Genomic DNA, 25,896 nt, shown 5'->3' on the forward strand with positions numbered 1-25,896 from the left:
CCCGATATGCGAAGCCGCCGGGCGCGTGTCAATCCTTGGAACGATTCTAAATTAGCCCGATCCGCTGGGCCGCGATCAGCAGCCCGAGCAGGATGGGCTGGTGCAGCAGGTAGATCGCGAGACTGTTCCGCCCCATGCGCGCCACCGGATCGCCCGCGACCGGCCCGCGGCGCAGCGGCACGACCGGGGCCAGCGCGACGCCCAGCAGCATGAGCGCGAACCACGGGAAGATCGGCTCGTAATCGAACGAGGGCAGGGGCGTCGGCGACAGGCCCAGCGGGGTCAGCCAGGGGCTTGCGAAGATCGGCGAGACGAACAGCCACTGCCCCGCAAAGACGACGATGCCCGCCAGCGCCGCGGCGGGCGCGCCGATGCGGGCGGGCAGCAGCACGAAGGGCAGGGCCAGCACCGAGAATGTCGCGATGGCGTGCAGGATGCCGAACCACACCGGCCAGGGCATCGCGGCCCAGGTCGCGACCGTGACCACCGCCGCCGCTGCCGCGATCCGCAACAGGCGCCGCAGGTAGGGCCGCCATCGCAGGCCCCCTTGGGCGGCGATGGCCAGCGACAGTCCCGCCAGTGCGATAAAGCTGCCCGCGATGGCCATGGCGAATCCGCGCCAGAGCGGATGACCGCCCACGGGCCAGTCGACGATGCCGAGAAAGCTGAGGTCGAAGCTGAAATGATAGACGATCATCGCGATCAGCGCGACGCCCCGCGCCCGGTCGATCCAGGCGATCCGCTGCGCCGGCGCGGCCGAAAGCGGGGTCGCCCGCGCGGGCGTGTCGGTCACGTGATCTGCTCGAGCTGGGTCTTGTCGAGCCCGCCGGGCACGATGGTCAGCGGCACCGGCAGCCCGCCCGAGACGCGCACGAGCTGCGTGACCAGCGGGCCCGGCCCCTGCTTGCCCTGTCCCGCGCCCAGAACCACGACCCCGATCTCGGGATCCTCGCGGATATGGGCCAGCAGTTCGGGCACATGCTCGCCCTCGCGTATGACAAGCTCGGGATCGACGTTCAGCCGGTCGCGCATCCACTTGGCGAATACCTCGAAATGGGCGTGGATGCGCTCGCGCGCCTCTTCGCGCATGATCGTGCCGACGCCGATCCAGTGGCTGAACTCCTCGGGGGGGATGATCGACAGGATCGTGACACCGCCGCCGGTATTGGCCGCGCGCATCGCCGCGAAACGCATCGCGTTGAGACATTCGCGGCTGTCGTCCAGCACCACAAGGAACTTGCGCATCGGGATACCTCCGCGGGGCAGAATGGCGCAGCGGCCGGCGCCGCGCAACTCGGCCCGCGCGCGACCGGGTCAGGCCGCGCTCAGCGCCCAGTCCCAGTAAAGCTTGCGCGCCCGCGCGGCGATCGGCCCCGCCTGGTAGGTCACGTCGTCAAAGGCCGTGACGGGGGTGATCTTGGACATGTTGCCGGTCAGAAAGACCTCGTCGGCGGCCTCGACATCGGCGAAACCCAGCACCGTCTCGCGCACCTCGACCCCGTCGCGGCGGAGCAGGTCGATATGGCGGTTGCGCGTGATCCCGGCAAGGAAGGTGCCGTTGGGCACGGGCGTCATCGCCACCCCGTCGCGCACGATGAACACGTTGGCCGTGGCGCTTTCGGCGACATTGCCCAGCGCGTCGGCCACCAGCGCGTTGCCGAAGCCCTTGGCGCGCGCCTCCATCATCATGCGCGCGTTGTTGGGATAAAGGCAGCCGGCCTTGGCATTGACCACCGCATCCTCGAGCACGGGCCGACGGAACCGCGTCCGCGTCAGCGTCACCGTGGCGTCGTCGGGCGCCAGCGGGATCGCTTCGAGGCAGATGCAGAACCCCGTCTCGACCCCGCCGGGCGCGATGGCCCCGGCGCCGCCGTCGATGGCCCAGTACATCGGGCGGATATAGACGGCGGCATCGGCGGGATAGCGTTTCAGCCCCTCCCAGGCGAGATCGTGGATGGCCTGCGCCGTGAATGTCGGCGTGATCGCGAGCGCGCGCGCCGAGGCATTGACCCGCTCGCAATGGGCGAGAAGGTCGGGCGCGACCCCGTGGGCAAAGCGGGCCCCGTCAAACACCGTCGACCCGAGCCAGGCCCCGTGATCGGCGGCGCGCATCACCGGCACGTCGTCGTCGTGCCACTTGCCTCGATACCAGGTGCGGATATCCGTGCCGGTCGCCATGCCTTGCCCCTCTGTCCCGATTTCGGCGGGACTAAACATCGCGGCCCGCCCGAGGTCCAGCCCGGCTGCGCCATGCGCGATCAGGCCGGCGTCGGGCCGCCGCGCACGATCAGAACCGAGGCGCGGGCATGTTCGGCCACCGCGCCCCCGTTCGACGACCAGAAGTAATCCGAGAACTTGGGCTCGTGCGACGCCATGACGACCAGGTCGGCCTTGAGGTCCGAGGCCGCGCGCACCAGCGCCCGGTCGAGATCGTGGCGCGCGTCGTGCAGGACGAGCGCATGGGACGCGGTCTCGATCCCGTGGGTCTTGCCCTGCTCCTCGGCAAAGGCGGCAAGCTTGGCGCCGAACTCTTCGGGGGTGCGCGCGACCCGGCCGGGCGTGTTGTTGGTCGCCGAGACATAGGTCACGCGCGCGCCGTGATGGCGGGCCATGTCGGCGGCCGCGTCCAGCGCGCGTTTCAATGTCGGCAGGGCCGTCATGTCGACGGGGGCCATGATATGCGTGAACATCGGTCGCACTCCTTTTGCAGTCGCACGAAGCCTAGTCCGACGGGGCCGGGTGTGAAGGGCAGGGCGTGCCCCCGACCGCCTCAGCCGATCATGCCGGTGATGCGATAGGTCTCGGCCAGGATCGGCGCCGCGATCTCGCGCGCGCGCTCGGCGCCGCGGGCCATGATGCGGTCGATCTCGGCCGGGTCGTTCATCAGCCGCGCCATCTCGGCCGATACGGGGGCCAGCTTTTCCACCGCGAGATCGGCCAGCATCGGCTTGAACTCGCCGAAATTCTGCCCCCCGACCTGCGCCATCGCCGCGTCGGTCGAGATATCGCGGAGCGCGGCAAAGATGTTGACGAGGTTGCGGGCCTCGGGGCGGCCGTCAAGCGCCTTGTAGTCCTGCGGCAGCGGGTCGGGATCGGTCCGGGCCTTGCGGATCTTGCGCGCGATGGCGTCGGCATCGTCGGTCAGGTTGATGCGGCTGGCATCCGACGGGTCGGATTTGGACATCTTCCTGGTGCCGTCGCGCAGGGACATGACGCGGGTGCCCGTGCCCTCGATCACGGGCTCGGTCATGGGAAAGAACTCGACCCCGTAATCGTGGTTGAACTTGGCCGCGATGTCGCGGGTCAGCTCGAGATGCTGTTTCTGGTCCTCGCCCACGGGCACATGCGTCGCATGATAGACGAGGATATCGGCGGCCATCAGCGCGGGATAGGCGAAAAGCCCCAGCGACGCGTTTTCGGCGTTCTTGCCGGCCTTGTCCTTCCATTGCGTCATGCGGCCCATCCAGCCCATCCGCGCCACGCAGTTGAAGATCCAGGCAAGCTGCGCATGCTCGGGCACGCGGGACTGGTTGAACAGGATCGAGCGTTCGGGGTCGATCCCTGCGGCGAGGTATCCCGCCGCCAGTTCGCGCGTGTTGCGCGTCAGCGCCGCCGGGTCCTGCCAGACGGTGATCGCGTGCATGTCGACCATGCAATAGATCGTCTGGTGCCCGCCGGCCTCCTGCATGTCGGCGAAACGCTTGATCGCGCCGAGGTAATTGCCCAGCGTCAGCCCCCCCGAAGGCTGGATGCCCGAGAAGACGCGCGGGGTGAAGCGGGGCTCGGTCATGGGTTCTGTCCTGCTGGAAAAGGCGGCGCCGCTGGCTTACCGAGGGGGCCAGACCCCGTCAAGGAAACCCCATCGCATGTCGCTGAACCCCAACGTCAATCCGTTCAACGCGCTGCCGCCCGTCGTGATCGCGCTGGCCGCGTTGATCGCGGTGCCCGAAATCCTGTTCCAGCTTGGCAATGCCGGGATCGTGGGCGGCGCTTCGGGGGTGGGGATGCGGCTCTCGGCGCTCAACGCCTTCGCCTTCGCGCCGCAGGTCTTCGACCGCATGATCGCGCTGAACGTCTGGCCCCCGCGCGAGGTTCTGCGGCTCTTGAGCTATGCCTTCGTGCATCTGGGCGCGGGACACGCGCTGTTCGTGCTTGTGTTCCTGCTGGCGCTGGGCAAGATGGTGGCCGAGACCTTTTCGCAATGGGCCACGGTCGCGGTCTTCGCCGGCTCGGCCATCCTCGGCGCGGCGACCTACGGGCTGCTTCTCGACACGCCCACCGCGCTCGTCGGGGGCTATCCGGCGGTCTATGGGCTGATCGGGGCCTATACCTTCATCCTGTGGACCGGGCTCGGCGCGATCGGGGAAAGCCGGTTGCAGGCCTTTCGCCTGATCGCGGTGCTCATGGGCATCCAGCTTGCCTTCGGCCTTCTGTTCGGCACCGGGCTCGATTGGGTCGCCGACCTCGCGGGGTTCTGCGCGGGGTTCCTGCTGTCCTTCGTGGTCTCACCCGGCGGGTGGTCGCGGGTCATGGAAAAGCTGCGTCAGCGCTGACGGCGCAGCGCGCCGCGGATCTCGCGCCAGACGACCGCCCCGATCAAGGCGCCGATGCCGAAATAGGCGGCGATCCCCGCACCCACCAGAAGCGCGAGCGCCAGCCCTTCGGCCGGGCCGCCCCAAAGCGGCGCCAGCGCGCGCTCGACCGCCCAGAGCACCGCGCCCATCGCGAGCGACGCCGCGACGATGCGCGGGATCCGGCCCATCACCCGCGCGTCGAGCCGTGCCGTATCGCCCATCCCGCCCGTGCCGCGCACCAGCAGCGCGGCCATCGCCCAGGCCGCCAGCGTGGTGCCCAGCGCCGCGGCCGCAAAGCCGATGACCGGGGCGAGGCCGATGGCCACCGCCGCGTTCACCACCAGCGACACCAGCGCGAAACGCAGCGGCGTGCGGGTATCCTCGCGCGCGAAATAGAGCGGCTGCCAGACCTTCTGCAGCACGAAGGCCGGCAGCCCCAGCCCGTAGATCGTCAGCGCCAGCGCCGTGGCCTGCGCGTCCCCCGCGTCGAAGGCGCCGCGCTGGAACAGCACCGAGACCAGCGGTCCGGGCACCGCGAGGAACGCCACCGCGCAGGGCACGGTCAGCAGCAGCGCGAACTCGGCCGCGCGGCTCAGCGCGTCGCGCCCGCCCGCGTCGTCCCCCGCCTTGAGGCGGCGCGACAGGTCCGGCAGCAGCACGACCCCGATGGCGATGCCGACCACGCCGAGCGGCAACTGGTAGAGCCGGTCGGCATAGTTCAGCCACGCCACGGCCCCGTCGAAATAGCTGGCGACCTGCCGACCGACGAGCAGGTTCACCTGCACCACGCCGCCGGCCAGCGCCGCGGGCGCGGCGATGACGAGCAGACGCTTCAGCTCGGGGGTAAGCCTCGGGCGATGGCGCGGCAACAGCCGGTGGCCCGCCCGCGCGGCCGCCCACCAGACCAGTCCAAGCTGGGCGATCCCGCCCAGCGGCACCGCCAGCGCCAGCGCGCGGCCCACGACGCGCGGCGTCTCGGTCGCGCCGAGCAGCGCCTGCGCCGTGCCGGGCATCGCGGCCGCCAGCGCCATCGCCGAGATGAACACGATGTTGAGCAGGGCGGGCGCGGCGGCGGCGGCGAGGTAACGCTCGGCCGAGTTCAGAACGCCCGAGACCAGCGCCGCGAGCGAGATGAGCAGGATATAGGGAAAGGCGATCCGTCCGTAGGCCACGGCGAGATCGAAGCGCGCATCCTCGGCGAACCCGCTGGCCATGGCCAGCACCAGCGCCGGCATGGCCAGCACCCCGATCACGGTGAACAGCGTCAGCCCCGCCACCATCATCGCAACCGCGTCGCGGGCAAACGCATCCGCCGCCTCGCGCCCCTCGCCGAGCTTCTTCGCGTAGAGCGGGACGAAGGCCATGTTGAACGCGCCCTCGGCGAAAAAGCGGCGGAACATGTTGGGCAGGGAGAACGCGACGAGAAAGGCCTCGGCCACCGGGCCCGCGCCGAGATAGGCGGCGATGGCGATGTCGCGCGCGAATCCCAGCACCCGGCTGACCAGCGTCCAGACCCCGACGGTCAGGAAGCCCTTGATGAGCCGCGGCGCGCCGCTCATGGCCGGACGCCCCGCGGCCGGCGGAGTGCCGTGGGGTATTTGGAAAGAGAAGACAGGGGGGCGGGGCGCGCGAGGCCGGGCATCTCGGGGCTTTCGATCTGCGATTGTCCGCCCCCTATGCGGCGGGGCGGCGGGGGCGCGCAAGGCCCCGCGCGCAGGCTCAGGCCGGTTCGGCCGCCGCGCGCCGCGCGCCGTCCTCGATCGCGGCGCGCAGCTTGCGTTCGAGCGTGCGCTGGCGGTTGTCGGAATAGAGTTTCAGGCCGAACATGTCCTTGACGTAGAAGGTATCGACGACCTGCTCGCCATAGGTGGCGATCACCGCCGAGGCGATCGAGATATTGTCGGCGGCCAGCACCCGCGTCAGGTCGTGGAGCAATCCGGGGCGGTCGCGCGTATCGACCTCGACGATGGTGTAGATCTCGGAGCCCTCGTTGTCGAAGGCGATGGTGGTCGGCACGCGGAACCCGCGCTCGCGTTTCTTGATGCGGTCGCGGTCGCGCAGCCCCTCTCGGGCGATGACCTCGCCGCGCAGCGTGTCGTCGATGATGCGGCGCAGGCGCGGAATGCGGTCGCGGTCATAGGGGTGGCCTTCCCCGTCCTGCACCCAGAACACCGCCGTGGCATAGCCGTCCTTGGAGGTATAGGTGCGCGCATCGACCACGTTCGCGCCCGCGAGCGCCAGCGCCCCGGCCAGCCGGCTGAAGATGCCCGGATGATCGGCCATGGCGAAACAGATGCGGGTGGCGTCGCGGTCGCGATCCTCTTCGATGTCGAGCCGGATGCCGTCATTGTCGATGTCGCGCAGCAGCCGCGCGAAGGCGACATGGCTTTCGGTGTCGAGCCCCTGCCAATAGGGCGGGTAGTGGCGCCCGGTCTCGACGCGCAGTGCCCGGCCGTCCCAATCGGCCAGCGCCTCGCGCAGGCGGCGGCGCGCCTCGTTGCCGCGGGTCTCGCGGTTGAGCGCCTCGAGCCCGTTCTCGAGCGCATTGGCCGTCTCGCTGTAGAGCGCGCGCAGAAGCTGTGCCTTCCAGTTGTTCCAGGTGCCCGGCCCGACGGCGCGGATATCGCAGACCGTCAGGACGAAGAGCATGTCGAGCCGCTTGCGCGTGCGCACCGCCTTGGCGAAGTCGCGCACCGTCCGCGGATCGGACAGGTCGCGTTTCTGCGCCATGTCGGACATCAGCAGGTGATAGCGCACGAGCCATTCGACCGTCTCGGCATCGGCGCGCCCCAGCCCCAGCCGCGGCGCCACCTTGCGCGCGATCCGCGCCCCCAGAACCGAGTGATCCTCGTCCCGGCCCTTGCCGATATCGTGCAGCAGCAGCGCCAGATGCAGGACGCGCCGGTTGATCCCGCCCCCGGCCGCGATGCGAGTGCAATAGGGCAGTTCCTCGGCCAGCTCGCCCGCCTCGATCCGGCTGAGGTGGTGGAGGCACTGGATGGTGTGTTCGTCCACCGTGTAGTGGTGATACATGTTGAACTGCATCATCGCGACGATGGGCTCGAACTCGGGCAGGAAGGCCGCCAGCACGCCGAGCTCGTTCATGCGGCGCAGCGCGCGGTCGGGATTGCCGTGCTTGAGCATCATGTCGAAGAAGATGCGGATCGCCTCGGGGGTGGTGCGCACGCCGTCGTCGATGCGGCCGAGATTGGCCGCGATCAGCCGCATCGCGTCGGGGTGCAGCAGGTAGCCGGTGCGCAGCGCCTCGTCGAAGATCCGCAGCAGGTTGACCGGGTCGGCGAGAAAGGCCTCGGGGTCCTCGACGGTCAGGCGGTTGTGGCGGATGGCGTAGCCCGGCCGCAGCTTGCGCCGGCGCCGGAACAGCCCCTCGAGCGGCGGCGCCTCTTTCTTGTGGTCGGCCTCGAGCGCGGTCAGCAGGATGCGCGTAAGCTCGCCCACCCGCGTGGCGTGGCGGAAATAATCCTGCATGAAGTGCTCGACCGCGCGGCGCCCGCCCTTGTCGACATAGCCCATGCGCGCGGCGGTCTCGACCTGGAGGTCGAAGGTGAGCTGGTCCATCGCGCGTCCCGTGACGAGGTGCAGGTGACAGCGCACCGCAAGCAGGAAGGATTCGGCCTCGACGAAGCTGTCGAACTCGTCGCGGGTAAAGGTGCCGAGCCCCACGAGATCGCCCGCATCCTGCACATGGTTGACGTATTTCGCGATCCAGAACAGCGTCTGCAGGTCGCGCAGCCCGCCCTTGGCCTCTTTCACGTTCGGCTCGACCACGTAACGCTGGCCGCCCTGCTTGCGATGGCGTGCGGCGCGTTCCTCGAGCTTGGCGGCAATGTATTCGCCGTGACTCTCGGGCGAGAACAGCTCGGACCAGAGGGTTTCGTGCAGCTCGGCGCCCAGCGCCCCGTCGCCCGTGAGAAACCTGTGTTCGAGAAGCGCCGTGCGGATGGTGAAATCGGCGCGCCCCAGCCGGACGCAATCGGGGATGGTACGGCTGGCATGGCCGACCTTCAGCCGCAAATCCCACAGGATGTAGAGCATGGATTCGATCACGCTCTCCGCCCAGCCAGTGATCTTCCACGGGGTCAGGAACAGCAGGTCGATATCGGAATGGGGCGCCATCTCGGCCCGGCCGTAGCCGCCCACGGCGAGGATCGCGAGACGCTCGCCGGCGGTGGCGTTGGGCCGGGGATGCAGGCGGTCGATCACCAGCGCGAATACGGTCTCGACGATGCGGTCGGTCAGCCAGCTATAGGCCGAGACGGTTGGGCGCGCCGCGCGGGGCCGTTCGGCGAAGGCGGCGGCGATCCTCGCGCGGGCGGTGCCCTGCACCTCGCGCAGGACCAACACCGCGGCGGCGCGGATGGCGGCGGCATCGGCGTCCGGCCCCGCCGCCGCGTCGATCCGCGCGCGCACCTCGGCGCCGTCGAACAGCGTCGGGGGCGGGCAGATCAGTTCCGACGGAAGGCGGTGGGCGTCGTCGGGGCCGGCGGTCTCAGAGACCGGCGCCGCCGAAGCCCGAGGGGGCGGGGTCAAGGATCTGCACCTGGTTGTTGGCGACCTGGGCGACGGCGAGGGCGCGGTTGTTGGTGCCGTCGGGCAGCAGGCGGAACGCGCCGTAGGCGCCGTTGAAGCCGCCCGGACGCGTCAGCGCCCCCGAGGTCAGTGCCATCGGGTTGCCGGTCGCGATCAGCGCGTCGACCGCCGCGACCGCATCGAAGCCGAGCCCGGCCAGCGGATGCGGATCGGTGCCGTAGGCCGCGCGGTAGCGTGCCTCGAACGCGGCGACCGCGCCCTGGTTGGGCAGGGTGAAGAGCCCGCCCTGAAGCCCCGGCAGCGCCAGCGCCTGCGGCGCCGAGTTCCAGCGCGTCAGGCCGAGATACTGCACCGCGCCGGGGCTGACCCCGTTCTCGGGCAGGGCCGTCGCGATGAGGGGCAGGTCGGCGCTGACGCCCGCGGTCAGGAACACGGCGTCGGCACCCGACGAGGTGACGGCCTGCGCGATGCGCGGCCCGGATTCGGTGATCCCCTGTTGCGACAGCGGATAGGCCTGCACCGTCGCCACGCGCAGCCCCGCGGCCTGCACCGCCCCCGCGATGGCGTCGCGCCCGGTCTGCCCGGCCAGGTCGTCGCCATGCACGATGGCCACCGCCGAGCGTCCCTGCCGGCGGGCAAAGCTGCTCAGCCGCTGGGCGGTGTCGGCGAATGTCTGCCCGAGGATGAAAACGTTGCCGCCCGCAACGACGGTGTTGTTCGAAAACGACACGATGTTGACGTTCTGCCCCTGGAGCGCCTGCGTCACGGCCGTGGTCGTCTGGGTGTAGAGCGGCCCGAGCACGATCTGCGCCCCTTCCGAGACCGCGCGGCTGGCCGCGCCGGCCGCGCTCGACGGGTTGCCGCCGGTGTCGTAGACACGCAGATCGATGCGGTTCGTGGCCGCCAGCCGCGCCGCGTTCTCGAGCGCCTGCCCGATCACCCCGCCGCCGCCCGATTCGCCCTTGGGCACCAGCAGCGCCACGGGCACCGGGGCCGACGCGTCGATCCGCGGACCGGTTCCGCCGCCCGCGCCGCCGCCGAGACCGCCCAGCGAGGGCAGGGGGCCGCAGGCCGCGATGGCGGCGACGGCGGCGAGACTTGCGGCAAGGCGGCGCGCCGACTTGCGGATCGCGGGCAGGCGGTCAAACATTCGGGGGTCGTCTCCGGGCGAAGGTTGCAGGAAGGACATTAGGCGCTTGCCGGAAATCTGTAAATCGTCCGAGGACGAATGAGCGGGCTCGCGCCCGGTCTCTATCTCGTGGCCACGCCGATCGGCGCCGCCCGCGATATCACGCTGCGCGCGCTCGATATCCTGCGCGACGCGGACATCCTGGCCGCAGAGGATACACGCGTGCTGCGCAAGCTGCTCGAGATCCACGGCATCGCGCTGCGGGGGCGCACGATCCTGCCCTATCACGACCATAACGGCGCGGCGATGCGCCCCCGGATCGAGGCCGCCGTGGCCGAGGGCCGTTCGGTCGCCTTTGCGTCGGATGCGGGAACGCCGCTGGTGGCCGATCCGGGCTATGCGCTGGCGCGCGGCGTGCGCGCGGCGGGCGGGCTCGTGACCACCGCGCCGGGGCCGTCGGCGCCGCTGGCCGCGCTCAGCCTGTCGGGACTGCCGAGCGACCGGTTCCTGTTCGCGGGGTTCCTCCCGGCGGCGGATGGCGACCGGCGCCGGATGCTGCGCGATCTCGCGCAGGTGCCCGCCACGCTGATCTTTTTCGAGACCGCGCGCCGATGCGCCGAGAGCCTTGCGGCGATGCTGGACGAGCTCGGCAATCGCGAGGCGGCGATCTGCCGGGAGTTAACCAAGAAGTTCGAAGAGGTGCGACAGGGGCGGCTGGATGTGCTAACAGAAGGGGTGCGGGAGGTGGCACCGAAAGGCGAGATCGTGATCGTCGTCGACCGCCCCCGCGGCGGGCCCGATTCGGGCGATGTCGATACCGCGCTGCGCACCGCAATGCGCGACATGAGTGTGAAGGATGCCGCCCGTTTCGTCGCCGAGGCGTTGGGCGTGCCGCGGCGCGATGTCTATCAGCGCGCCCTCGAACTGGGAAAGGAGACCGGGGAATGATTGCGACGGCACAGGCCCTGAACGATGCGGCGATGCCGTGGATGCGCCCGGTCGAACCCGCCCGACGCGCCCGGCGCCTGCGCGGCGCCCGCAATTTCGAGGCCGGTCGCGCGGCCGAGGACCATGTGGCGCGCCGCTATGTCGATCGCGGCTGCGAGGTTCTGGAACGGCGCTGGCGCGGCAAGGCGGGCGAGGTCGACATGATCCTGCGCGACCGTGATGCGATCGTCTTCGTCGAGGTCAAGTCGGCGCCCAGCCATGCCCGTGCGGCCGAAAGCCTGTCGGCGCGTCAGCTGGGCCGGATCGGCACCGCCTGCGAGGAATACGTTGCCCGGCTGTCGGACGGGCTCGCCACCGAGATGCGGGTCGAGGTCGCGCTGGTCGATGGCGCCGGCCGGATCGAGGTCATCGAGAACGCGTTGATGTAGCGGTTGCCTCCGGCGTCCTGCCGCGCCACATCTGGCCGGACCACCCCGACCGAAGGATGCGCGCGTGACGCTCAGGATCGCCTTTCAGATGGACCCCATCGGCCCGATCGACATCGACGCCGACAGCACGTTCCGCCTGGCCGAAGCCGCGCAGGATCGCGGGCATGAATTGTTCTACTACACTCCAGACCGGCTGACATGGGACGAGGGCCGGGTCTGCGCCGCGCTCAGCACCCTCCGCGTTCAGCGCGTCAAGGGCGACCATGCCGCGCTCGGTACGCCCGAAATGCGCGACTTGTCCGAGATGGACGTGGTCTGGCTGCGCCAGGACCCGCCCTTCGACATGGGCTATATCACCACCACCCATCTGCTCGACCTGCTGGCGCCCGGAACGCTGGTCGTCAACGATCCGTTCTGGGTGCGCAACTTCCCCGAAAAACTGCTCGTCCTGCAATTTCCCGACCTCATCCCGCCGACCATGATCGCGCGCGATCTCGACCGGTTGCGCGCCTTTCGCGAGCGGCATGGCGACATCATCCTCAAGCCGCTCTACGGCAATGGCGGGGCGGGGGTGTTCAAGCTCGGGCAGGGCGACGGCAACCTCGCCTCGCTGCACGAGATGTTCGCGGGGATCTCGCGCGAGCCTCTGATCGCCCAGAAATTCCTGCCCGCGGTGCAGGAGGGCGACAAGCGGATCATCCTCGTCGACGGCGAACCCGTGGGGGCCATCAACCGCGTCCCGGCCACCGGCGAGACCCGGTCGAACATGCATGTCGGCGGACGGGCCGAAAAGGCCGCGCTGACCGAGCGCGATCTCGAGATCTGCGCGGCGATCGGACCGCGGCTGCGCGAGACCGGGCAGATCTTTGTCGGGATCGACGTGATCGGCGCCTATCTGACCGAGATCAACCTGACCTCGCCCACCGGCCTGCAGGAGCTCGAGCGGTTCGACGGCACCGATATCGCCGGCCGTATCTGGGAGGTCATCGAGGCGAGGCGGGCCTCGGGCAAGGCGTCGTCGCGCCCCTAGCCCGGAGCAAAGCTGATCCTGAACGAGATCGCCTCGGCCACATGGGGCAGGCGCACCGCCTCGGATCCGTCGAGATCGGCGATCGTGCGCGCGACGCGGCGGATGCGGTGAAACCCCCGCGCCGAGAGCCCGAACTTCTCGGCCGCTTTCAGCAGCATGGCGCGGGCCTCGGGATCGGGTGACGCGACCTCGTCCAGCCGCGCGCCCGAAAGCTCGGCATTCACGCGGATGCCGGGCGCCCCGGCATAGCGCGCGGCCTGGCGCTGCCGGGCCGCAGCGACCCGCGCGGCCACGGCCGCGGACCGTTCGCCGCCCGGTGCGCGGTCGAGCTCCGCCAGGTCGACGGCCGGCACCTCGATGCGGATGTCGAACCGGTCGAGCAGCGGCCCCGACACCCGCGCCATGTAATCGGCCCCGCAGACCGGCGCGCGGGCGCAGGCGCGGTTCGCGTCGGGCAGGTATCCGCATCGGCAGGGATTGGCCGCGGCGATCAGCAGGAATCGGCAGGGATAGCGCACATGGGCGTTGGCCCGAGCGATCACCACCTCGCCGGTCTCGATAGGCTGGCGCAGCGTCTCGAGCACGGCACGGGCAAATTCGGGAAACTCGTCCATGAACAGCACCCCGTTATGCGCAAGGCTGATCTGGCCGGGCTTGGCCCCCTTGCCGCCGCCCACCAGCGCAGCCATCGAGGCGGTGTGATGCGGCTCCTGAAAGGGGCGGCTGCGCGACAGCCCGCCCTCGTCCAGCAGCCCGGCAAGCGAGTGGACCATCGAGGTCTCGAGCGCTTCGACGGGCGACAGCGGCGGCAACAGGCCCGGCAGGCGCTGGGCCAGCATCGACTTGCCCGAGCCGGGCGTGCCGCAGAGAAAGATGTGGTGGCGCCCCGCGGCCGCGATCTCGAGCGCGCGTTTCGCGCGTTCCTGCCCGCGCACCTCGGAAAGGCAGGGCGCGGCCGGGCCGGTCGCCACCTCGCCCGGCGTCGCGGCGTCGAGCGGCGCCTGTCCCGTGAAATGCTGGATCGCGGCCATCAGCGTCGGCGGGGCGATGACGCGCGCGGCCTCGACCCAGGCCGCCTCGGCGCCCGATCCGCGGGGGCAGAGCAGGGTCCGCCCATCCTCGGCGGCGCGCATCGCCGCGGGCAGCGCGCCCGGCACGGGATCGAGCCGCCCGTCGAGCGACAATTCCCCCAGCGCCAGCGTCTCTTCGACGGCGTCGGGCGCGACGATTTCCAGCGCGGCCAGCAGGGCGAGCGCGATGGGCAGATCGAAATGCGACCCCTCTTTCGGCAGGTCGGCCGGCGAGAGGTTCACGGTGATCCGTTTGGAGGGCAGCGCGATGGCCAGCGACTGAAGCGCGGCGCGTACCCGTTCGCGCGCCTCGCTCACCGCCTTGTCGGGCAGCCCCACGATCGAGAATCCCGGCAGACCGGCCGAGACGGCGCATTGCACCTCGACCAGCCGGGTTTCGATTCCTTCGAAGGCGACGGTATAGGCGCGTGTGACCATGGCGCGGGCGGCATCCTTTCTGAACGCATCGCCAACATGGCCCCGGCGCCCTTTCCCGGCGGTTAACGCGGTCGCACCGATTTTCGCGCGGGGCGGGCTAGACCGCGTCGCAGAAATTGCAACCGGGCGCGGGAACTTTTCGCGACGCCCGCCGTCTTGACCTTCAGGGATGTGAAAAAGCGGCCGGGCAACGGTCGGCGAGACCCAAGGGGTTAGAACATGGCTTTCGACGGATTTTCCGATCAGACACTGTCACGGCGCGCGATGCAGGCCGAGCTTCTCGATGCCGAGACCGAGCTGCGGCTGGCCTATGCCTGGCGCGACGAGCGGGACGAGGCGGCGCTGCACAGGCTCATCACGGCCTACATGCGTCTCGCGATCTCGATGGCCGCCAAGTTCAAGCGGTACGGCGCGCCGATGAACGACCTTGTGCAAGAGGCCGGGCTGGGGCTGATGAAGGCCGCGGACAAGTTCGACCCCGATCGCGGCGTGCGGTTCTCGACCTATGCGGTTTGGTGGATCAAGGCCTCGATCCAGGATTATGTCATGCGCAACTGGTCCATGGTGCGCACCGGGTCGACCTCGAGCCAGAAATCGCTGTTCTTCAACATGCGGCGGGTTCAGGCCCGGCTCGAGCGCGAGGCGGCGTCGCGCGGCGAACGGCTCGACCGGCAGACCATGCGCCAGATGATCTCAAAGGAGGTGGGCGTGCCGCTCCACGACGTCGAGATGATGGAAGGACGGCTGGCCGGGTCCGATTTCTCGCTGAACGCCACGCAGTCGACCGAGGACGAGGGCCGCCAGTGGATCGACGCGCTCGAGGATGACAGCGCGCGGGCCGACGAGACCGTGACACACAACAAGGATATCGACACGCTGCGGATCTGGCTGGTCGAGGCGATGGGCAATCTCAATGACCGCGAGCGGTTCATCGTCCGCGAACGCAAGCTGCGCGACCAGCCCCGGACGCTGGAATCGCTGGGGACCGAGCTGGGCCTCTCGAAAGAGCGGGTGCGCCAGCTCGAGGCGGCGGCCTTCGGCAAGATGCGCAAGCAGCTCGAGAACCAATGCGCCGAGGTGCATAATTTCCTCTCCTGAGCCCGGCATGCTCCGGCTCACGGCACTGTGCGGCGCGATCCTGTTCGGGGTCGCGCCCGCGGTGTTTTCCGAGACCGCGGCCGACGCGATCCCCCTCGATGCGCAGATCGTCGTCATGGGCGAAGAACACGACGCCCCGGCGCATCATCGCAACCAGGCCGAATTGATTCGCCGCATGGGCGCGGGTGCGGTGGTGTTCGAGATGCTGCCCGAGGCGCTTGGGCCGGTGGCGACCCGCCATGCGGGCGAGCCCGCGGACGCCCTGGCCGCGCGGCTGGAGTGGAGCGCGCGCGGCTGGCCCGATTTCGCGATCTACGCGCCCGTCTTTGCCGCGGCGCATGACGTGGGGGCCACGATCCACGGGGCCGAGGTCGCGCGGGACGACCTTCGTCGGGCGCTCGACGGGGGCGCGGCAGCAGCGTTCGGGACTGGGGCGGCGCGCTTCGGGCTCGACCGCGCGCTGCCGCGGGACGCCCTGGCCGGGATGACGGCCGAGATTGCCGCCGCCCATTGCGACCTTTTGCCCGAGACGGCGTTGCCCGGCATGGTCGAGGCGCAGCGCCTGCGCGATGCCGCACTGGCCGCCGCCGCCGTGGCCGCGTTCGAGGCGGGGCAGCACCCGGTGGCCATCGTCACCGGCAACGGCCATGCGCGGCGCGATCGCGGCGTTCCGGCCCTTGTGCGGCAGGCTTTGCCCGAGATCTCGATCACCGCCATCGGACAGTTCACCGAGCCGCCCGAGGATGCGCCGCCCTATGACGCGTGGCTCGTGACCGAGGCCCCGCCGGAGCGGCCCGTCGATCCCTGCGCGCCGCTGCGATAGGGCGGGGCGGCTTGGCTTGGCGCGCGCAGCGGCCTAGGGTCCGCCCCGCGCCGTGACGCAGCGGCGGCACACGGGGGCCCCATGCTCGCAGGCAAGCATCTATTGTTGATCGTCGGAGGCGGGATCGCGGCCTACAAGTCGCTCGACCTGATCCGCCGCGCGCGGGCCGAAGGGGCCGAGGTGACGCCGGTGCTGACCCGCGCGGGAGCCGAGTTCGTCACCCCGCTTTCGGTATCGTCGCTGGCCGGAAAGCGGGTCTTTTCGGACCTGTGGGATCTGACCGACGAGGCCGAGATGGGCCATATCCAGCTTTCGCGCGTGGCGGACCTGTTGGTGGTCGCGCCGGCTACGGCCGATCTCATGGCCAAGATGGCGGGCGGCCATGCCGACGACCTGGCCTCGACGCTTTTGCTGGCGACCGACACGCCGGTCCTGATCGCGCCCTCGATGAACGTGCGCATGTGGGAACACGCCGCGACCCGCCGCAACCTCGCCACGCTGCGGCAGGACGGCATCGCCGTCGTCGGTCCCGGGACGGGCGACATGGCCTGCGGCGAATACGGCCCCGGCCGCATGGCCGAGCCTTCCGAGATCCTCGATGCGATCCGCGCGCGTCTGGGCGGCGGGCGGCTTGCCGGGCGGCACGTCATCGTCACCTCGGGTCCAACGCACGAGCCGATCGACCCGGTGCGCTATATCGCCAACCGCTCGTCGGGGGCGCAGGGCGCGGCCATCGCCGCAGCGCTGGCGGGGCTTGGCGCGCGGGTCAGTTTCGTGACCGGCCCGGCCGAAGTACCGCCGCCCCCCGGCGTCGACGCGATCCGGGTCGAGACCGCCGCCGAGATGCAGGACGCGGTGACGCGGGCGCTTCCGGCGGATGCGGCGGTTCTGGCGGCGGCGGTGGCCGACTGGCGCGTCGCCAATGCCAGCGCGCACAAGATGAAAAAGGGGCCGGACGGCGCGCCGCGGCTCGAGTTCGCGGAAAACCCCGACATCCTCGCCACCCTGTCGCGTGCGCCCGACCGCCCCCGGCTTGTCGTGGGGTTCGCCGCCGAAACCGATGATGTGCTGGCCAATGCCCGCGCCAAGCTCGCGCGCAAGGGCTGCGATTGGATCGTGGCCAACGATGTCTCGCCCGCGACAGGGATCATGGGCGGGGCCGAGAATGCCGTCCGCCTGCTGACGCCCGAGGGGGTCGAGGAGTGGCCGCGCGCGCCGAAAGCCGAGATCGCGCGCAAGCTCGCCCACAGGATCGCGGAGGCATTGGCATGAAGATTTCCGTCAAGCGCAGCGAGACCGCCGACCCGGCGGTGGCACTGCCAGAATACGAAACGCCGGGCGCGGCGGGCGCGGATCTGCGCGCGAACCTTGCCCCGGACGACCGCGCGGCGGGCCTGACGCTGTCCCCGATGGAGCGGGCGCTGATCCCGCTCGGGCTTTGCGTCGAGCTGCCGCAGGGCACCGAGATGCAGGTCCGGCCGCGCTCGGGGTTGGCGCTGAAACACGGGCTGACGCTGGTCAATTCGCCGGGCACGATAGATGCGGATTACCGCGGCGAGATCGGGGTGCTGATGGTCAATCTCGGCACCGAGCCGGTCCATATCGCCCACGGGTCGCGCATCGCGCAGGCGGTCTTCGCCAGCGTCGCGCGGGCCGAGTTCACCGAGGTGGAGACGCTGGACGCGTCCGAGCGCGGCACCGGCGGGTTCGGCTCGACCGGGGAGGGCTGATGCTTCTCGTCCTGATCCTCGCCGCCGGGGTATGGTTCGCGGGCGGCAAGCTCGGCTGGCCCGCGCAGGCGCGGGCCATCGCGCTGGGGCTGCTTTATGTCGTGGTCGTCGCGCTGAACGTGGTGTTGCCGCCCGGCACCCCCCTGCGCGAGGCGCTGGGCGGCTCGCCCGGCGAATGGCTGGTTCTGGGCGCGCTGGGCCTGCTCGTGGCGGCCTACCGGGTGGGGCTCGACCGGCTGCGCGCACGCGTCCGGCCCGAGAACCGCCCCCCCGAGACGCGGCCGGGCGAGTTCGCGCCCGGCGAGCTCGACCGCTATGCCCGCCACGTCATCCTGCGCGAGATCGGCGGGCCGGGGCAAAAGCGGCTGAAGCAGGCGCGAGTCCTCGTCGTCGGCGCGGGGGGTCTCGGGGCGCCGTCGATGCTGTATCTCGCGGCGGCGGGCGTGGGCACCATCGGCGTCATCGACGACGACACGGTCGAGCTGACGAACCTGCAACGGCAGGTGATCCACCGCGACGCGAGCGTGGGCCTGCCCAAGGTGTTCTCGGCCGAGCGGGCGATGCGCGAGCTCAACCCCAACGTCACCGTGCGCCCCTATCACCGCCGCCTCACCGACGAGATCGCGGCCGATCTCGTGGCCGATTACGATCTGGTCCTCGACGGCTGCGACGATCTCGATACGCGCTACCGGGTGAACCGCGCCTGCACCGCGCGGGGCGTGCCGCTGATCTCGGGCGCGCTGTCGCAATGGGAGGGGCAGCTTTCGGTATTCGCCCCCGCCGACGGCACGCCCTGCTATGCCTGCGTCTTTCCCGACCGCCCGGCGGCCGGGATGAACCAGACCTGCGCCGAGGCGGGGGTGCTGGGGCCGCTGCCCGGCATCCTCGGCACGATGATGGCGGCCGAGGCCGTCAAGGAGCTGACCGGCGCCGGCACGACGCTGCGCGGGCGGCTCGCGATCCACGACGCGCTTCATGCCGATCACCGGGTGATGAGGATCGCGCCGCGCCCCGGTTGCCCCGTCTGCGGAGGCGGCGCGCCCGGCGACGCTTGCAGCGCGCGGCGCGATGAGGTTGTGTGACGCCGGACAATTCCAGGAGGACGCCCCATGATCCGCCGCACTTTCCTTGCCGCCCTCGCCGCGGCAGCGGCCCTTCCCGCAGCCGCGCGGGATCTGCCCGACCTCGGCGGCCGCGAGGTCGCCATCGCGGTCGAGAACGCCTATCCGCCGCTGCAATACGTGCGTCCGGGCACGAATGACGCGGTCGGGTGGGAATACGACGCCATCGCCGAGATGGCCGAGCGTCTGAACTTCACCCCCGTGTTCCAGAACACGAGCTGGGACGGCATGATTCCCGCCGTCTCGGGTGGCGAATACGACATGGGCATGACCGGCATCACCATCCGCGAAGACCGCGCCGAGGTGGTCGATTTCTCGGACCCCTACATGCGATCCGAGATGCGGATGCTGGTGCGGTCGGGCGAGGACCGGTTCGACGATGCCGAAAGTTTTGCCGCCGATACCGACCTGCTGATCGGCGCCCAGCCCGGCACGACGCCCTTTTACGTCGGCATCTACGACGTGCTCGACGGCGACGAACAGAACCCGCGGATGCGCCAGTTCGAGACCTTCGGCGCCGCGGTGCAGGCGCTTAGGGTGGGTGACGTCGATCTTGCGCTGACCGATTCCACGGCCACGCAGGGCTATGTCGACAGCGCCGACGGCGCGCTCGAGATCGTGGGCGAGCCGCTGGGCACCGAGGATTTCGGGTTCATCTTTCCCAAGGGCTCGGACCTGGTCGCGCCGATGAACGCCGCCATCGCCGCCATGAAGGCCGACGGCACGATGGACGATCTCGACCGGATCTGGTTCGTCGAGACGCCGCTGGGCCAGTAGGGCCTGCGGCCCTCGCCTCCGGCGGGAGTATTTCGGGAAACAGAGAAGGCGGGGCGCGGCGCGCCGACCGTTCCGCCCCGGAGGGTGCCGCGTGATCCCTGACCTGACCTTCATACCGGCCCCGTCGCCATGACCGGGCCGGTTCCCCGTTCCACACCCGATGGCGGCCCGCCCGGCGACCGGCCATGGTGGCTCTATGCCGCGATCGCGCTGGGCCTGTTCTTTCTGTGGCGCATCGGGTCGGACGCGCTTTATTCGCAGATCCTGTCGACGCTGGTGCGGGGCGCGGGGATCACGCTTTTCGTCACGGTCGTGTCGTTCTCGCTGGCCACGTTGCTGGGGTTGGGGCTGGCGGTGGCCTCGCGCTCGGGGTCGCTGATCCTGCGGCAGGCGGCGCGGTTCTATGTCGAGATCGTGCGCGGCATCCCGATCCTCGTGCTGCTGCTGTACTGCGCCTTCGTCGTGGCGCCCGCGGCGGTCGCGGCCTGGAACGAGATCGCGGCGCTGGTCGGGTTCGAGCCGGCGCTGACCCGCGATTTCCCGCTGATCTGGCGGGCGATCATGGCGCTCGTCATCGGCTATTCGGCCTTTATCGCCGAGGTGTTCCGCGCGGGCCTCGCCGCGGTCCCGGTGGGACAGGTCGAGGCCGCCAAGGCGCTGGGGCTGGGGCCGTGGCTGCGGTTTCGCCATATCGTGCTGCCGCAGGCGCTGCGCACGATCCTGCCGCCGCTGGGCAATGATTTCGTCGCCATGATCAAGGATTCCAGCCTCGTCTCGGTCGTCGGCGTTCTCGATATCACGCAGCTCGGCAAGGTCACGGCGGCGGGCAATTTCCGCTATTTCGAGACCTATAACGTGGTCGCCTACATCTATCTCGTCATGACCATCGGGCTGTCGCTGCTGATCCGCCGGCTCGAGCGCAGGCTGGCGAAGCGGCGCGCGGATACTTAGCTGCGACAGGACCAACAGGAGATGACCCGTGAGCAACCCGCTTCTCGATGACTGGACGACCCGGTTCGACCTGCCGCCCTTCGACGCGATCGAGGATGCCCATTTCGAGCCCGCCGTCGAGACCGCCCTGGCCGAGGCGCGCGCGGCGGTGGAGCGCATCGCCGAGGACGCGGCCGCGCCCACATTCGCCAACACGATCGAGGCGCTGGAATCCGCGGGCCGCCGGCTCGACCGGGTTCTGGGGGTGTTCTTCAACCTCGCCGGGGCCGATTCCAACCCCGAGCGGCAGCGCCTGCAGCGGGTGTTCTCGCCGATGCTCAGCGCCTATTCGTCGGATGTCTACATGAACGAGCCGCTGTTTCAGCGGATCGAGACGGTCTGGCAGGCGCGCGACACGCTTGACCTGACGCCCGAGCAGGCGCGGCTTTTGCTGGTCACGCGGCGCGCCTTTGTCCGCGCGGGGGCCGAGCTGCGCGGGCCGGCGCGCGACCGTCTGCGCCAGGTGGTCGAGCGGCTTTCGGCGCTGGGGGTGGAGTTCACGCAGAACCTTCTGGCCGACGAGCGCGACTGGCACATGACCCTGTCCGAGGCCGATCTCGAGGGTCTGCCCGGTTTCGTCGTCGAGGCGGCGCGCGCGGCGGGGGCGTCGCTCGATGCGGGGGGGCCGGCGGTGACGCTGTCGCGCTCGCTCATCGTGCCGTTCCTGCAATTCTCGCCCCGGCGCGACCTGCGCGAGCAGGCATGGCGCGCCTGGACCGCGCGCGGCGCGGGCGGCGGGGCGACCGACAACCGCGATATTGCGCGCGAGATCCTCGCCCTGCGCGAGGAACGCGCCGACCTGCTGGGCTATGACAGTTTCGCGGCCTACAAGCTCGAGACGCAGATGGCCCGGACGCCCGAGGCGGTGCGCGACCTGCTGATGCAGGTCTGGGAGCCCGCGCGGGAGCAGGCCGAGGCGGATGCCACCCGCCTGTCGGCGATGATGCATGCCGACGGCGTCAATGCCGAGCTCGAGCCGTGGGACTGGCGCTACTATTCCGAAAAGCGCCGCCAGGAGGAACACGATCTCGACGAGGCCGCGCTCAAGCCGTATCTGCAGCTCGACCGGATGATCGACGCGGCGTTCGCCTGCGCGCATCGCCTTTTCGGCCTCGAGGTCGCGCCCATCGACGTGCCGCTCTATCACCCCGATATCCGCGCCTTCGAGGTGACGCGGCAGGGGCGCCATGTCGGCGTGTTCTTCGGCGACTACTTCGCCCGGCCCTCGAAACGCTCGGGCGCGTGGTGTTCGGCCTTCCGGTCGCAGGGCAAGCTGGGGGGCGAGGAACGCCCGGTCGTCGTCAATGTCTGCAATTTCGCGAAACCGCCCGAAGGGCGCCCCGCGCTGCTGAGCTATGACGACGCGCGCACCCTGTTTCACGAGTTCGGCCACGCGCTGCACCAGTTGCTGAGCGACGTGACCTATCCCTCGCTTTCGGGCACCTCGGTCGCGCGCGATTTCGTCGAGCTTCCCTCGCAGCTTTTCGAGCATTGGCTCGAGCTGCCCGAGGTGCTGGCCGAGTTCGCGACCCATGCCGAGACGGGCGAGCCGATGCCGCGCGACATGCTCGACCGGATGCTCGCGGCCTCGACCTATGACATGGGGTTCCAGACCGTCGAATACCTGGGCTCGGCGCTGGTCGATCTCGAGTTTCACGCGGGCGAGGCCCCGGAGGATCCGATGGCCTTCCAGCAAGAGGTGCTCGACGGGATCGGGATGCCCAAGCCCATCGCCATGCGCCACGCCACGCCGCATTTTGCGCATGTGTTCGCGGGCGACGGCTATTCGGCGGGGTATTACAGCTACATGTGGTCCGAGGTCATGGATGCCGATGCGTTCGAGGCCTTCCGCGAGGGCGACGGCCCGTTCGATACGAACCTGGCCGCCCGGCTCGAGGCCGAGATCCTGTCGGTCGGCGGCACGGTCGAGGCCGACGTGGCCTATACCGCCTTTCGCGGGCGGATGCCCGGCCCCGAGGCGCTGCTGAAGGGCAGGGGGCTCGCCCCCGCCGCCTGATCGCGCCCCCGGCGGGTGCCTTTCCGCCCCGCCGGGGGAACCCGCACGGCCCGTTCCTGTTGCCCTTGTGGAAACGCAAGCAAATCAAGGGTGACTGACATGGCCGAGGCCGCCAAGACACGACTGCCGGGCGACAGGTTCCCCCGCGCATCCTGGAGCGCGATTTTCGTGGGGGCCATCATCGCGGTGGGTCTCATGATCTTTTTCACCACTCTGGGCGTCGCCATCGGCGCGGCCAGCATCAACCCCGACAGCGAAAGCAACCCGCTGGGCGGTCTCGGTTCGGGCTCGGCCATCTATCTCATCGTCACGCAGCTCGTTTCGCTGGCCGCGGGCGGTTACGCGGCGGGCAAGCTTTCGGGCGTGCCGCGCAGCATGGCGGCGATCCTGCACGGCGCCGCGATCTGGGCGGCGGCCACGATCCTGATGGCCTGGGCCGCGATTTCGGGCACCAGCGCCACGATCAGCGCCGGGACGACCGTGCTGAGCAGCGCGGCGCGCCAAGCCGTCGATGCCGCGCAATACGTCGCCCCCGACGACCTGTCCTTTCCCGACCTGTCGGGCATCGCTCAGCGTGTTTCCTTCGAGGATCTGCCCCCCGAGATCCGCGATACGCTCCAAGAGCGGAACGTGACGCCGCGCCAGTTCGCCACCGCGGTCGAGAACGCCTTTCGCAACGTCGTGAGCGAATCCGAACAGGAACGCGCCGTGAACATCGTGCAGCGCGCCGTGGCCGATGCGCTGGCCTCGCCCGGCGACATCTCCGAGGACGTGAACCGCGCGCTCGACCGGCTGGTCGAAGGGCCGGACGCGGTGTTCTCCGAGGAGGATCGCGAAGAGGTCCGGGCCGTGCTGCGAAACCGTCTCGGCGTGACCGAGCAGGACGTCGAAGAGGTCATCGCCACGGTCGAGAACCGGTTCGACGCAGCCGTCGAGCAAGCGCGCGAAACCGCGGACGAGTTGCAGCAGCGTGCCGTCGAGGCCGCGGGCAATGCCGCCGATGCGGTATCCTCGGCCGCGTTCTGGCTGTCGCTGGCCTCGATCCTCGGTCTTGCCGCGGCTGCCAGCGGCGCGCTGGCGGGCCGGCCCAAGACGACGAGCGTCGAAGACATGCGCACCACCTATTCCTGACGCGACGCCCGTCCCGACAAGATAAGACCCGCCCCTCGGGGCGGGTCTTTGCATGTCCGGCAGGGCGGTCGGGGTCGCTCAGGCCGCGATCAGGCCCATGCTCTCGAGCTTGAGCAGCACCTGGTGGGCGCAGTTGTCGACATCGACATTGGTCGTGTCGAGCCGCAGCTCGGGGTTCTCGGGCGTGTCATAGGGGTCCGAGATGCCCGTGAACTCCTTGATCTTGCCCTCGCGCGCGAGCTTGTAGAGGCCCTTGCGGTCGCGCCGCTCGCATTCCTCGATGGGCGTGGCGACGTGCACTTCGACGAAGGCGCCGAAATTCTCGATATCCTCGCGCACCGCGCGCCGCGTCGCCTGGTAGGGCGCGATGGGCGCGCAGATCGCGATACCGCCGTTCTTGGTGATCTCGCTCGCGACATAGCCGATGCGGCGGATGTTGAGGTCGCGGTGTTCCTTGCTGAAACCCAGCTCGGAGCTGAGGTTCTTGCGCACGATATCCCCATCGAGCAGCGTCACCGGGCGGCCGCCCATCTCCATCAGCTTGACCATGAGCGCATTCGCGATGGTCGATTTGCCCGAGCCGGAAAAGCCCGTGAAGAACACGGTGAAGCCCTGACGCGCCCGCGGCGGGCGGGTCCGGCGCAGCTCTTTCACCACCTCGGGAAAGCTGAACCATTCGGGGATCTCGAGCCCTTCGGCCAGGCGGCGGCGCAGCTCGGTGCCCGAGATGTTGAGGACGGTCACGCCTTCCTCGATCTCGTCGGCGGGCTCGTACTGGGCGCGCTCCTGCACATAGACCATGTGTTTGAAGTCGACCATCTCGATGCCCATCTCGTCCTGATGCTCGCGGAACAGGTCCTGGGCGTCATAGGGGCCGTAGAAATCCTCGCCCGCGCTGTTCTTGCCCGGCCCGGCATGGTCGCGGCCGACGATGAAATGGGTCACGCCGTGGTTGCGCCGGATCAGGCCGTGCCACACCGCCTCGCGCGGGCCGGCCATGCGCATCGCGAGGTTGAGCAGGCTCATATGGGTGGTGGCGGCCGGGTACTTGTCGAGCACCGCCTCGTAGCAGCGCACGCGGGTGAAGTGATCGACATCGCCCGGCTTTGTCATGCCCACGACCGGGTGGATCAGCAGGTTGGCCTGCGCCTCTTTCGCGGCGCGGAAGGTGAGTTCCTGGTGCGCGCGGTGCAGCGGGTTGCGCGTCTGGAAGGCGACGACGCGGCGCCAGCCCATCTTGCGGAAGAAGGCGCGCAATTCGTTCGGCGTGTCGCGGCGGGCGCGGAAATCGTAATGCACCGGCTGCTGGATGCCCGTGACCGGCCCGCCCAGATAGACGGCGCCCGCCTCGTTGTGCAGGTAGTTCACCGCCGGATGCGCTTTGTCATCGGCGCCGAAGACATGCCTGGCCTCGCGCGATTTGTCGGGGCTCCACTTGTCGGTGACGGTCATGGTGGCGAGGATCACGCCTTCCTGGTCGCGCAGCGCGATGTCCTGCCCGATCTCGATGCGCGACGCGAAGTCCTCGGAGACGTCGAGATTGATCGGCATCGGCCAGAGGCTGCCGTCCTTGAGGCGCATGGTCTCGACGACGCTGTCGTAATCCTCCTGCCCGAGGAAGCCCTTGAGCGGCGCGAATCCGCCGTTCATCAACAGCTCGAGGTCGCAGATCTGGCGCGGGGTCAGATCGTGCGAGACCAGATCGCCGGCCTCGACCTTCAGCTTCTGGGCGCTCTCGTACGAGACGTAGAGTTCCGGGACGGGGGCGAAATTCTGGTGCTGCATGATCGGCAAAGGCCTCAGTGACGGTTCCGCGGCCGCCCCTCGGACGGCGGCCCGCGCTTAGCCCGCGCATGGCGCCAAGCCAAGGCAAAAAGCCGCATCCGCGCGAATCGCGGCGCCAATGGCACATCTTGGCGGCAAATGCGGCGCCAGATCGCCCCCGCGCCATGGGGCGGGGGCCGGGTTTCGCGCCCTTGCTGCGGCCGGCCGCGTGCTGCGGCGGCCCGCCGTGAGTATTTGCGGAAACAGAGAAGGCCGG

At 69.8% G+C, this 25,896-nt stretch carries 23 protein-coding genes; 13 read left to right on the forward strand and 10 right to left on the reverse strand.

Annotated elements, in window-relative coordinates:
• Positions 1-46: 46 nt before the first annotated feature.
• From E2L08_RS04570 to trpS, 5 genes are all read right to left on the reverse strand, one after another.
• Positions 47-793: an acetyltransferase domain-containing protein gene (locus E2L08_RS04570; protein WP_133395879.1), complete on the reverse strand. Its 747-nt coding sequence runs from the start codon at positions 791-793 to the stop codon at positions 47-49.
• Positions 790-1,245 carry a universal stress protein gene (locus E2L08_RS04575; RefSeq protein ID WP_133395880.1) on the reverse strand — a complete coding sequence of 152 codons (456 nt, stop codon included), beginning with the start codon at positions 1,243-1,245 and terminating at the stop codon, positions 790-792. Before E2L08_RS04575 ends, E2L08_RS04570 begins: the two co-directional genes overlap by 4 nt.
• Positions 1,246-1,314: 69 nt before the next feature.
• On the reverse strand, positions 1,315-2,178 hold the full coding sequence (locus E2L08_RS04580; RefSeq protein ID WP_133395881.1) for a branched-chain amino acid aminotransferase: 864 nt from the start codon (positions 2,176-2,178) through the stop codon (positions 1,315-1,317).
• Positions 2,179-2,258: 80 nt separating this feature from the next.
• Complete coding sequence (locus tag E2L08_RS04585) at positions 2,259-2,690, reverse strand: universal stress protein (protein WP_133395882.1); 432 nt, start codon at positions 2,688-2,690, stop codon at positions 2,259-2,261.
• 80 nt (positions 2,691-2,770) lie between these two features.
• Positions 2,771-3,790, reverse strand: coding sequence for a tryptophan--tRNA ligase (gene trpS, locus E2L08_RS04590; RefSeq protein WP_133395883.1), 1,020 nt, complete (start codon positions 3,788-3,790; stop codon positions 2,771-2,773).
• Positions 3,791-3,866: 76 nt separating this feature from the next.
• Between trpS and E2L08_RS04595 the strand changes: the two genes are divergently transcribed.
• Positions 3,867-4,553, forward strand: coding sequence for a rhomboid family intramembrane serine protease (locus tag E2L08_RS04595; protein ID WP_133395884.1), 687 nt, complete (start codon positions 3,867-3,869; stop codon positions 4,551-4,553).
• Here E2L08_RS04595 and murJ read toward each other — a convergent pair.
• The 3 genes from murJ to E2L08_RS04610 form a co-directional block, all read right to left on the reverse strand.
• The gene (gene murJ / locus E2L08_RS04600; protein ID WP_133395885.1) at positions 4,544-6,133 is read right to left on the reverse strand and encodes a murein biosynthesis integral membrane protein MurJ; all 1,590 of its coding nucleotides are present in this window, start codon (positions 6,131-6,133) and stop codon (positions 4,544-4,546) included. The two genes, E2L08_RS04595 and murJ, sit on opposite strands and share 10 nt — an antisense overlap.
• Before the next feature lie 160 nt (positions 6,134-6,293).
• Positions 6,294-9,125, reverse strand: coding sequence for a [protein-PII] uridylyltransferase (locus E2L08_RS04605; RefSeq protein WP_133395886.1), 2,832 nt, complete (start codon positions 9,123-9,125; stop codon positions 6,294-6,296).
• Positions 9,085-10,275 (reverse strand): penicillin-binding protein activator, encoded by a 1,191-nt coding sequence (locus E2L08_RS04610; RefSeq protein ID WP_133395887.1) that lies wholly within the window; start codon positions 10,273-10,275, stop codon positions 9,085-9,087. The genes E2L08_RS04605 and E2L08_RS04610 overlap by 41 nt, the downstream gene beginning before the upstream one ends.
• 78 nt (positions 10,276-10,353) lie before the next feature.
• Here E2L08_RS04610 and rsmI point away from each other — a divergent pair, with 78 nt between their 5' ends.
• The 3 genes from rsmI to gshB all read left to right on the forward strand — a co-directional run bounded on the left by rsmI (position 10,354) and on the right by gshB (position 12,660).
• A complete protein-coding gene (gene rsmI / locus E2L08_RS04615; protein ID WP_133395888.1) occupies positions 10,354-11,202 on the forward strand; it encodes a 16S rRNA (cytidine(1402)-2'-O)-methyltransferase in 849 nt (282 codons plus the stop codon).
• On the forward strand, positions 11,199-11,630 hold the full coding sequence (locus E2L08_RS04620; RefSeq protein ID WP_240758113.1) for a YraN family protein: 432 nt from the start codon (positions 11,199-11,201) through the stop codon (positions 11,628-11,630). Before rsmI ends, E2L08_RS04620 begins: the two co-directional genes overlap by 4 nt.
• A gap of 64 nt (positions 11,631-11,694) precedes the next feature.
• The gene (gene gshB / locus E2L08_RS04625; RefSeq protein WP_133395889.1) at positions 11,695-12,660 is read left to right on the forward strand and encodes a glutathione synthase; all 966 of its coding nucleotides are present in this window, start codon (positions 11,695-11,697) and stop codon (positions 12,658-12,660) included.
• Here the strand turns inward: gshB and E2L08_RS04630 are convergent.
• On the reverse strand, positions 12,657-14,168 hold the full coding sequence (locus E2L08_RS04630; protein WP_133395890.1) for a YifB family Mg chelatase-like AAA ATPase: 1,512 nt from the start codon (positions 14,166-14,168) through the stop codon (positions 12,657-12,659). The two genes, gshB and E2L08_RS04630, sit on opposite strands and share 4 nt — an antisense overlap.
• A 219-nt stretch (positions 14,169-14,387) precedes the next feature.
• Here E2L08_RS04630 and E2L08_RS04635 point away from each other — a divergent pair, with 219 nt between their 5' ends.
• The 9 genes from E2L08_RS04635 to E2L08_RS04675 all read left to right on the forward strand — a co-directional run bounded on the left by E2L08_RS04635 (position 14,388) and on the right by E2L08_RS04675 (position 23,855).
• A complete protein-coding gene (locus E2L08_RS04635; protein WP_133395891.1) occupies positions 14,388-15,266 on the forward strand; it encodes an RNA polymerase factor sigma-32 in 879 nt (292 codons plus the stop codon).
• Between the two features lie 7 nt (positions 15,267-15,273).
• On the forward strand, positions 15,274-16,089 hold the full coding sequence (locus E2L08_RS04640) for a ChaN family lipoprotein (RefSeq protein WP_133395892.1): 816 nt from the start codon (positions 15,274-15,276) through the stop codon (positions 16,087-16,089).
• Between the two features lie 81 nt (positions 16,090-16,170).
• Positions 16,171-17,361 carry a bifunctional phosphopantothenoylcysteine decarboxylase/phosphopantothenate--cysteine ligase CoaBC gene (coaBC, locus tag E2L08_RS04645; protein ID WP_133395893.1) on the forward strand — a complete coding sequence of 397 codons (1,191 nt, stop codon included), beginning with the start codon at positions 16,171-16,173 and terminating at the stop codon, positions 17,359-17,361.
• The gene (dut, locus tag E2L08_RS04650; protein ID WP_133395894.1) at positions 17,358-17,819 is read left to right on the forward strand and encodes a dUTP diphosphatase; all 462 of its coding nucleotides are present in this window, start codon (positions 17,358-17,360) and stop codon (positions 17,817-17,819) included. Before coaBC ends, dut begins: the two co-directional genes overlap by 4 nt.
• On the forward strand, positions 17,819-18,901 hold the full coding sequence (locus E2L08_RS04655) for a HesA/MoeB/ThiF family protein (protein WP_133395895.1): 1,083 nt from the start codon (positions 17,819-17,821) through the stop codon (positions 18,899-18,901). The genes dut and E2L08_RS04655 overlap by 1 nt, the downstream gene beginning before the upstream one ends.
• A gap of 27 nt (positions 18,902-18,928) precedes the next feature.
• Positions 18,929-19,717, forward strand: a complete 789-nt coding sequence (locus E2L08_RS04660) for a transporter substrate-binding domain-containing protein (RefSeq protein WP_133395896.1) — start codon at positions 18,929-18,931, stop codon at positions 19,715-19,717.
• Between the two features lie 129 nt (positions 19,718-19,846).
• On the forward strand, positions 19,847-20,668 hold the full coding sequence (locus E2L08_RS04665; RefSeq protein WP_133395897.1) for an amino acid ABC transporter permease: 822 nt from the start codon (positions 19,847-19,849) through the stop codon (positions 20,666-20,668).
• Positions 20,669-20,696: 28 nt separating this feature from the next.
• Entirely contained in the window at positions 20,697-22,724 is a 2,028-nt protein-coding gene (locus tag E2L08_RS04670; RefSeq protein ID WP_133395898.1) for a M3 family metallopeptidase, read from the forward strand.
• Positions 22,725-22,823: 99 nt separating this feature from the next.
• Complete coding sequence (locus tag E2L08_RS04675; RefSeq protein ID WP_133395899.1) at positions 22,824-23,855, forward strand: hypothetical protein; 1,032 nt, start codon at positions 22,824-22,826, stop codon at positions 23,853-23,855.
• A gap of 78 nt (positions 23,856-23,933) precedes the next feature.
• On the opposite strand, the gene E2L08_RS04680 is transcribed toward E2L08_RS04675, so the two are convergent.
• Entirely contained in the window at positions 23,934-25,640 is a 1,707-nt protein-coding gene (locus E2L08_RS04680; RefSeq protein WP_133395900.1) for a bifunctional sulfate adenylyltransferase/adenylylsulfate kinase, read from the reverse strand.
• Positions 25,641-25,896: the final 256 nt, after the last annotated feature.

This window comes from Palleronia sediminis (genome assembly GCF_004358695.1).
GTDB lineage: Bacteria > Pseudomonadota > Alphaproteobacteria > Rhodobacterales > Rhodobacteraceae > Palleronia > Palleronia sediminis.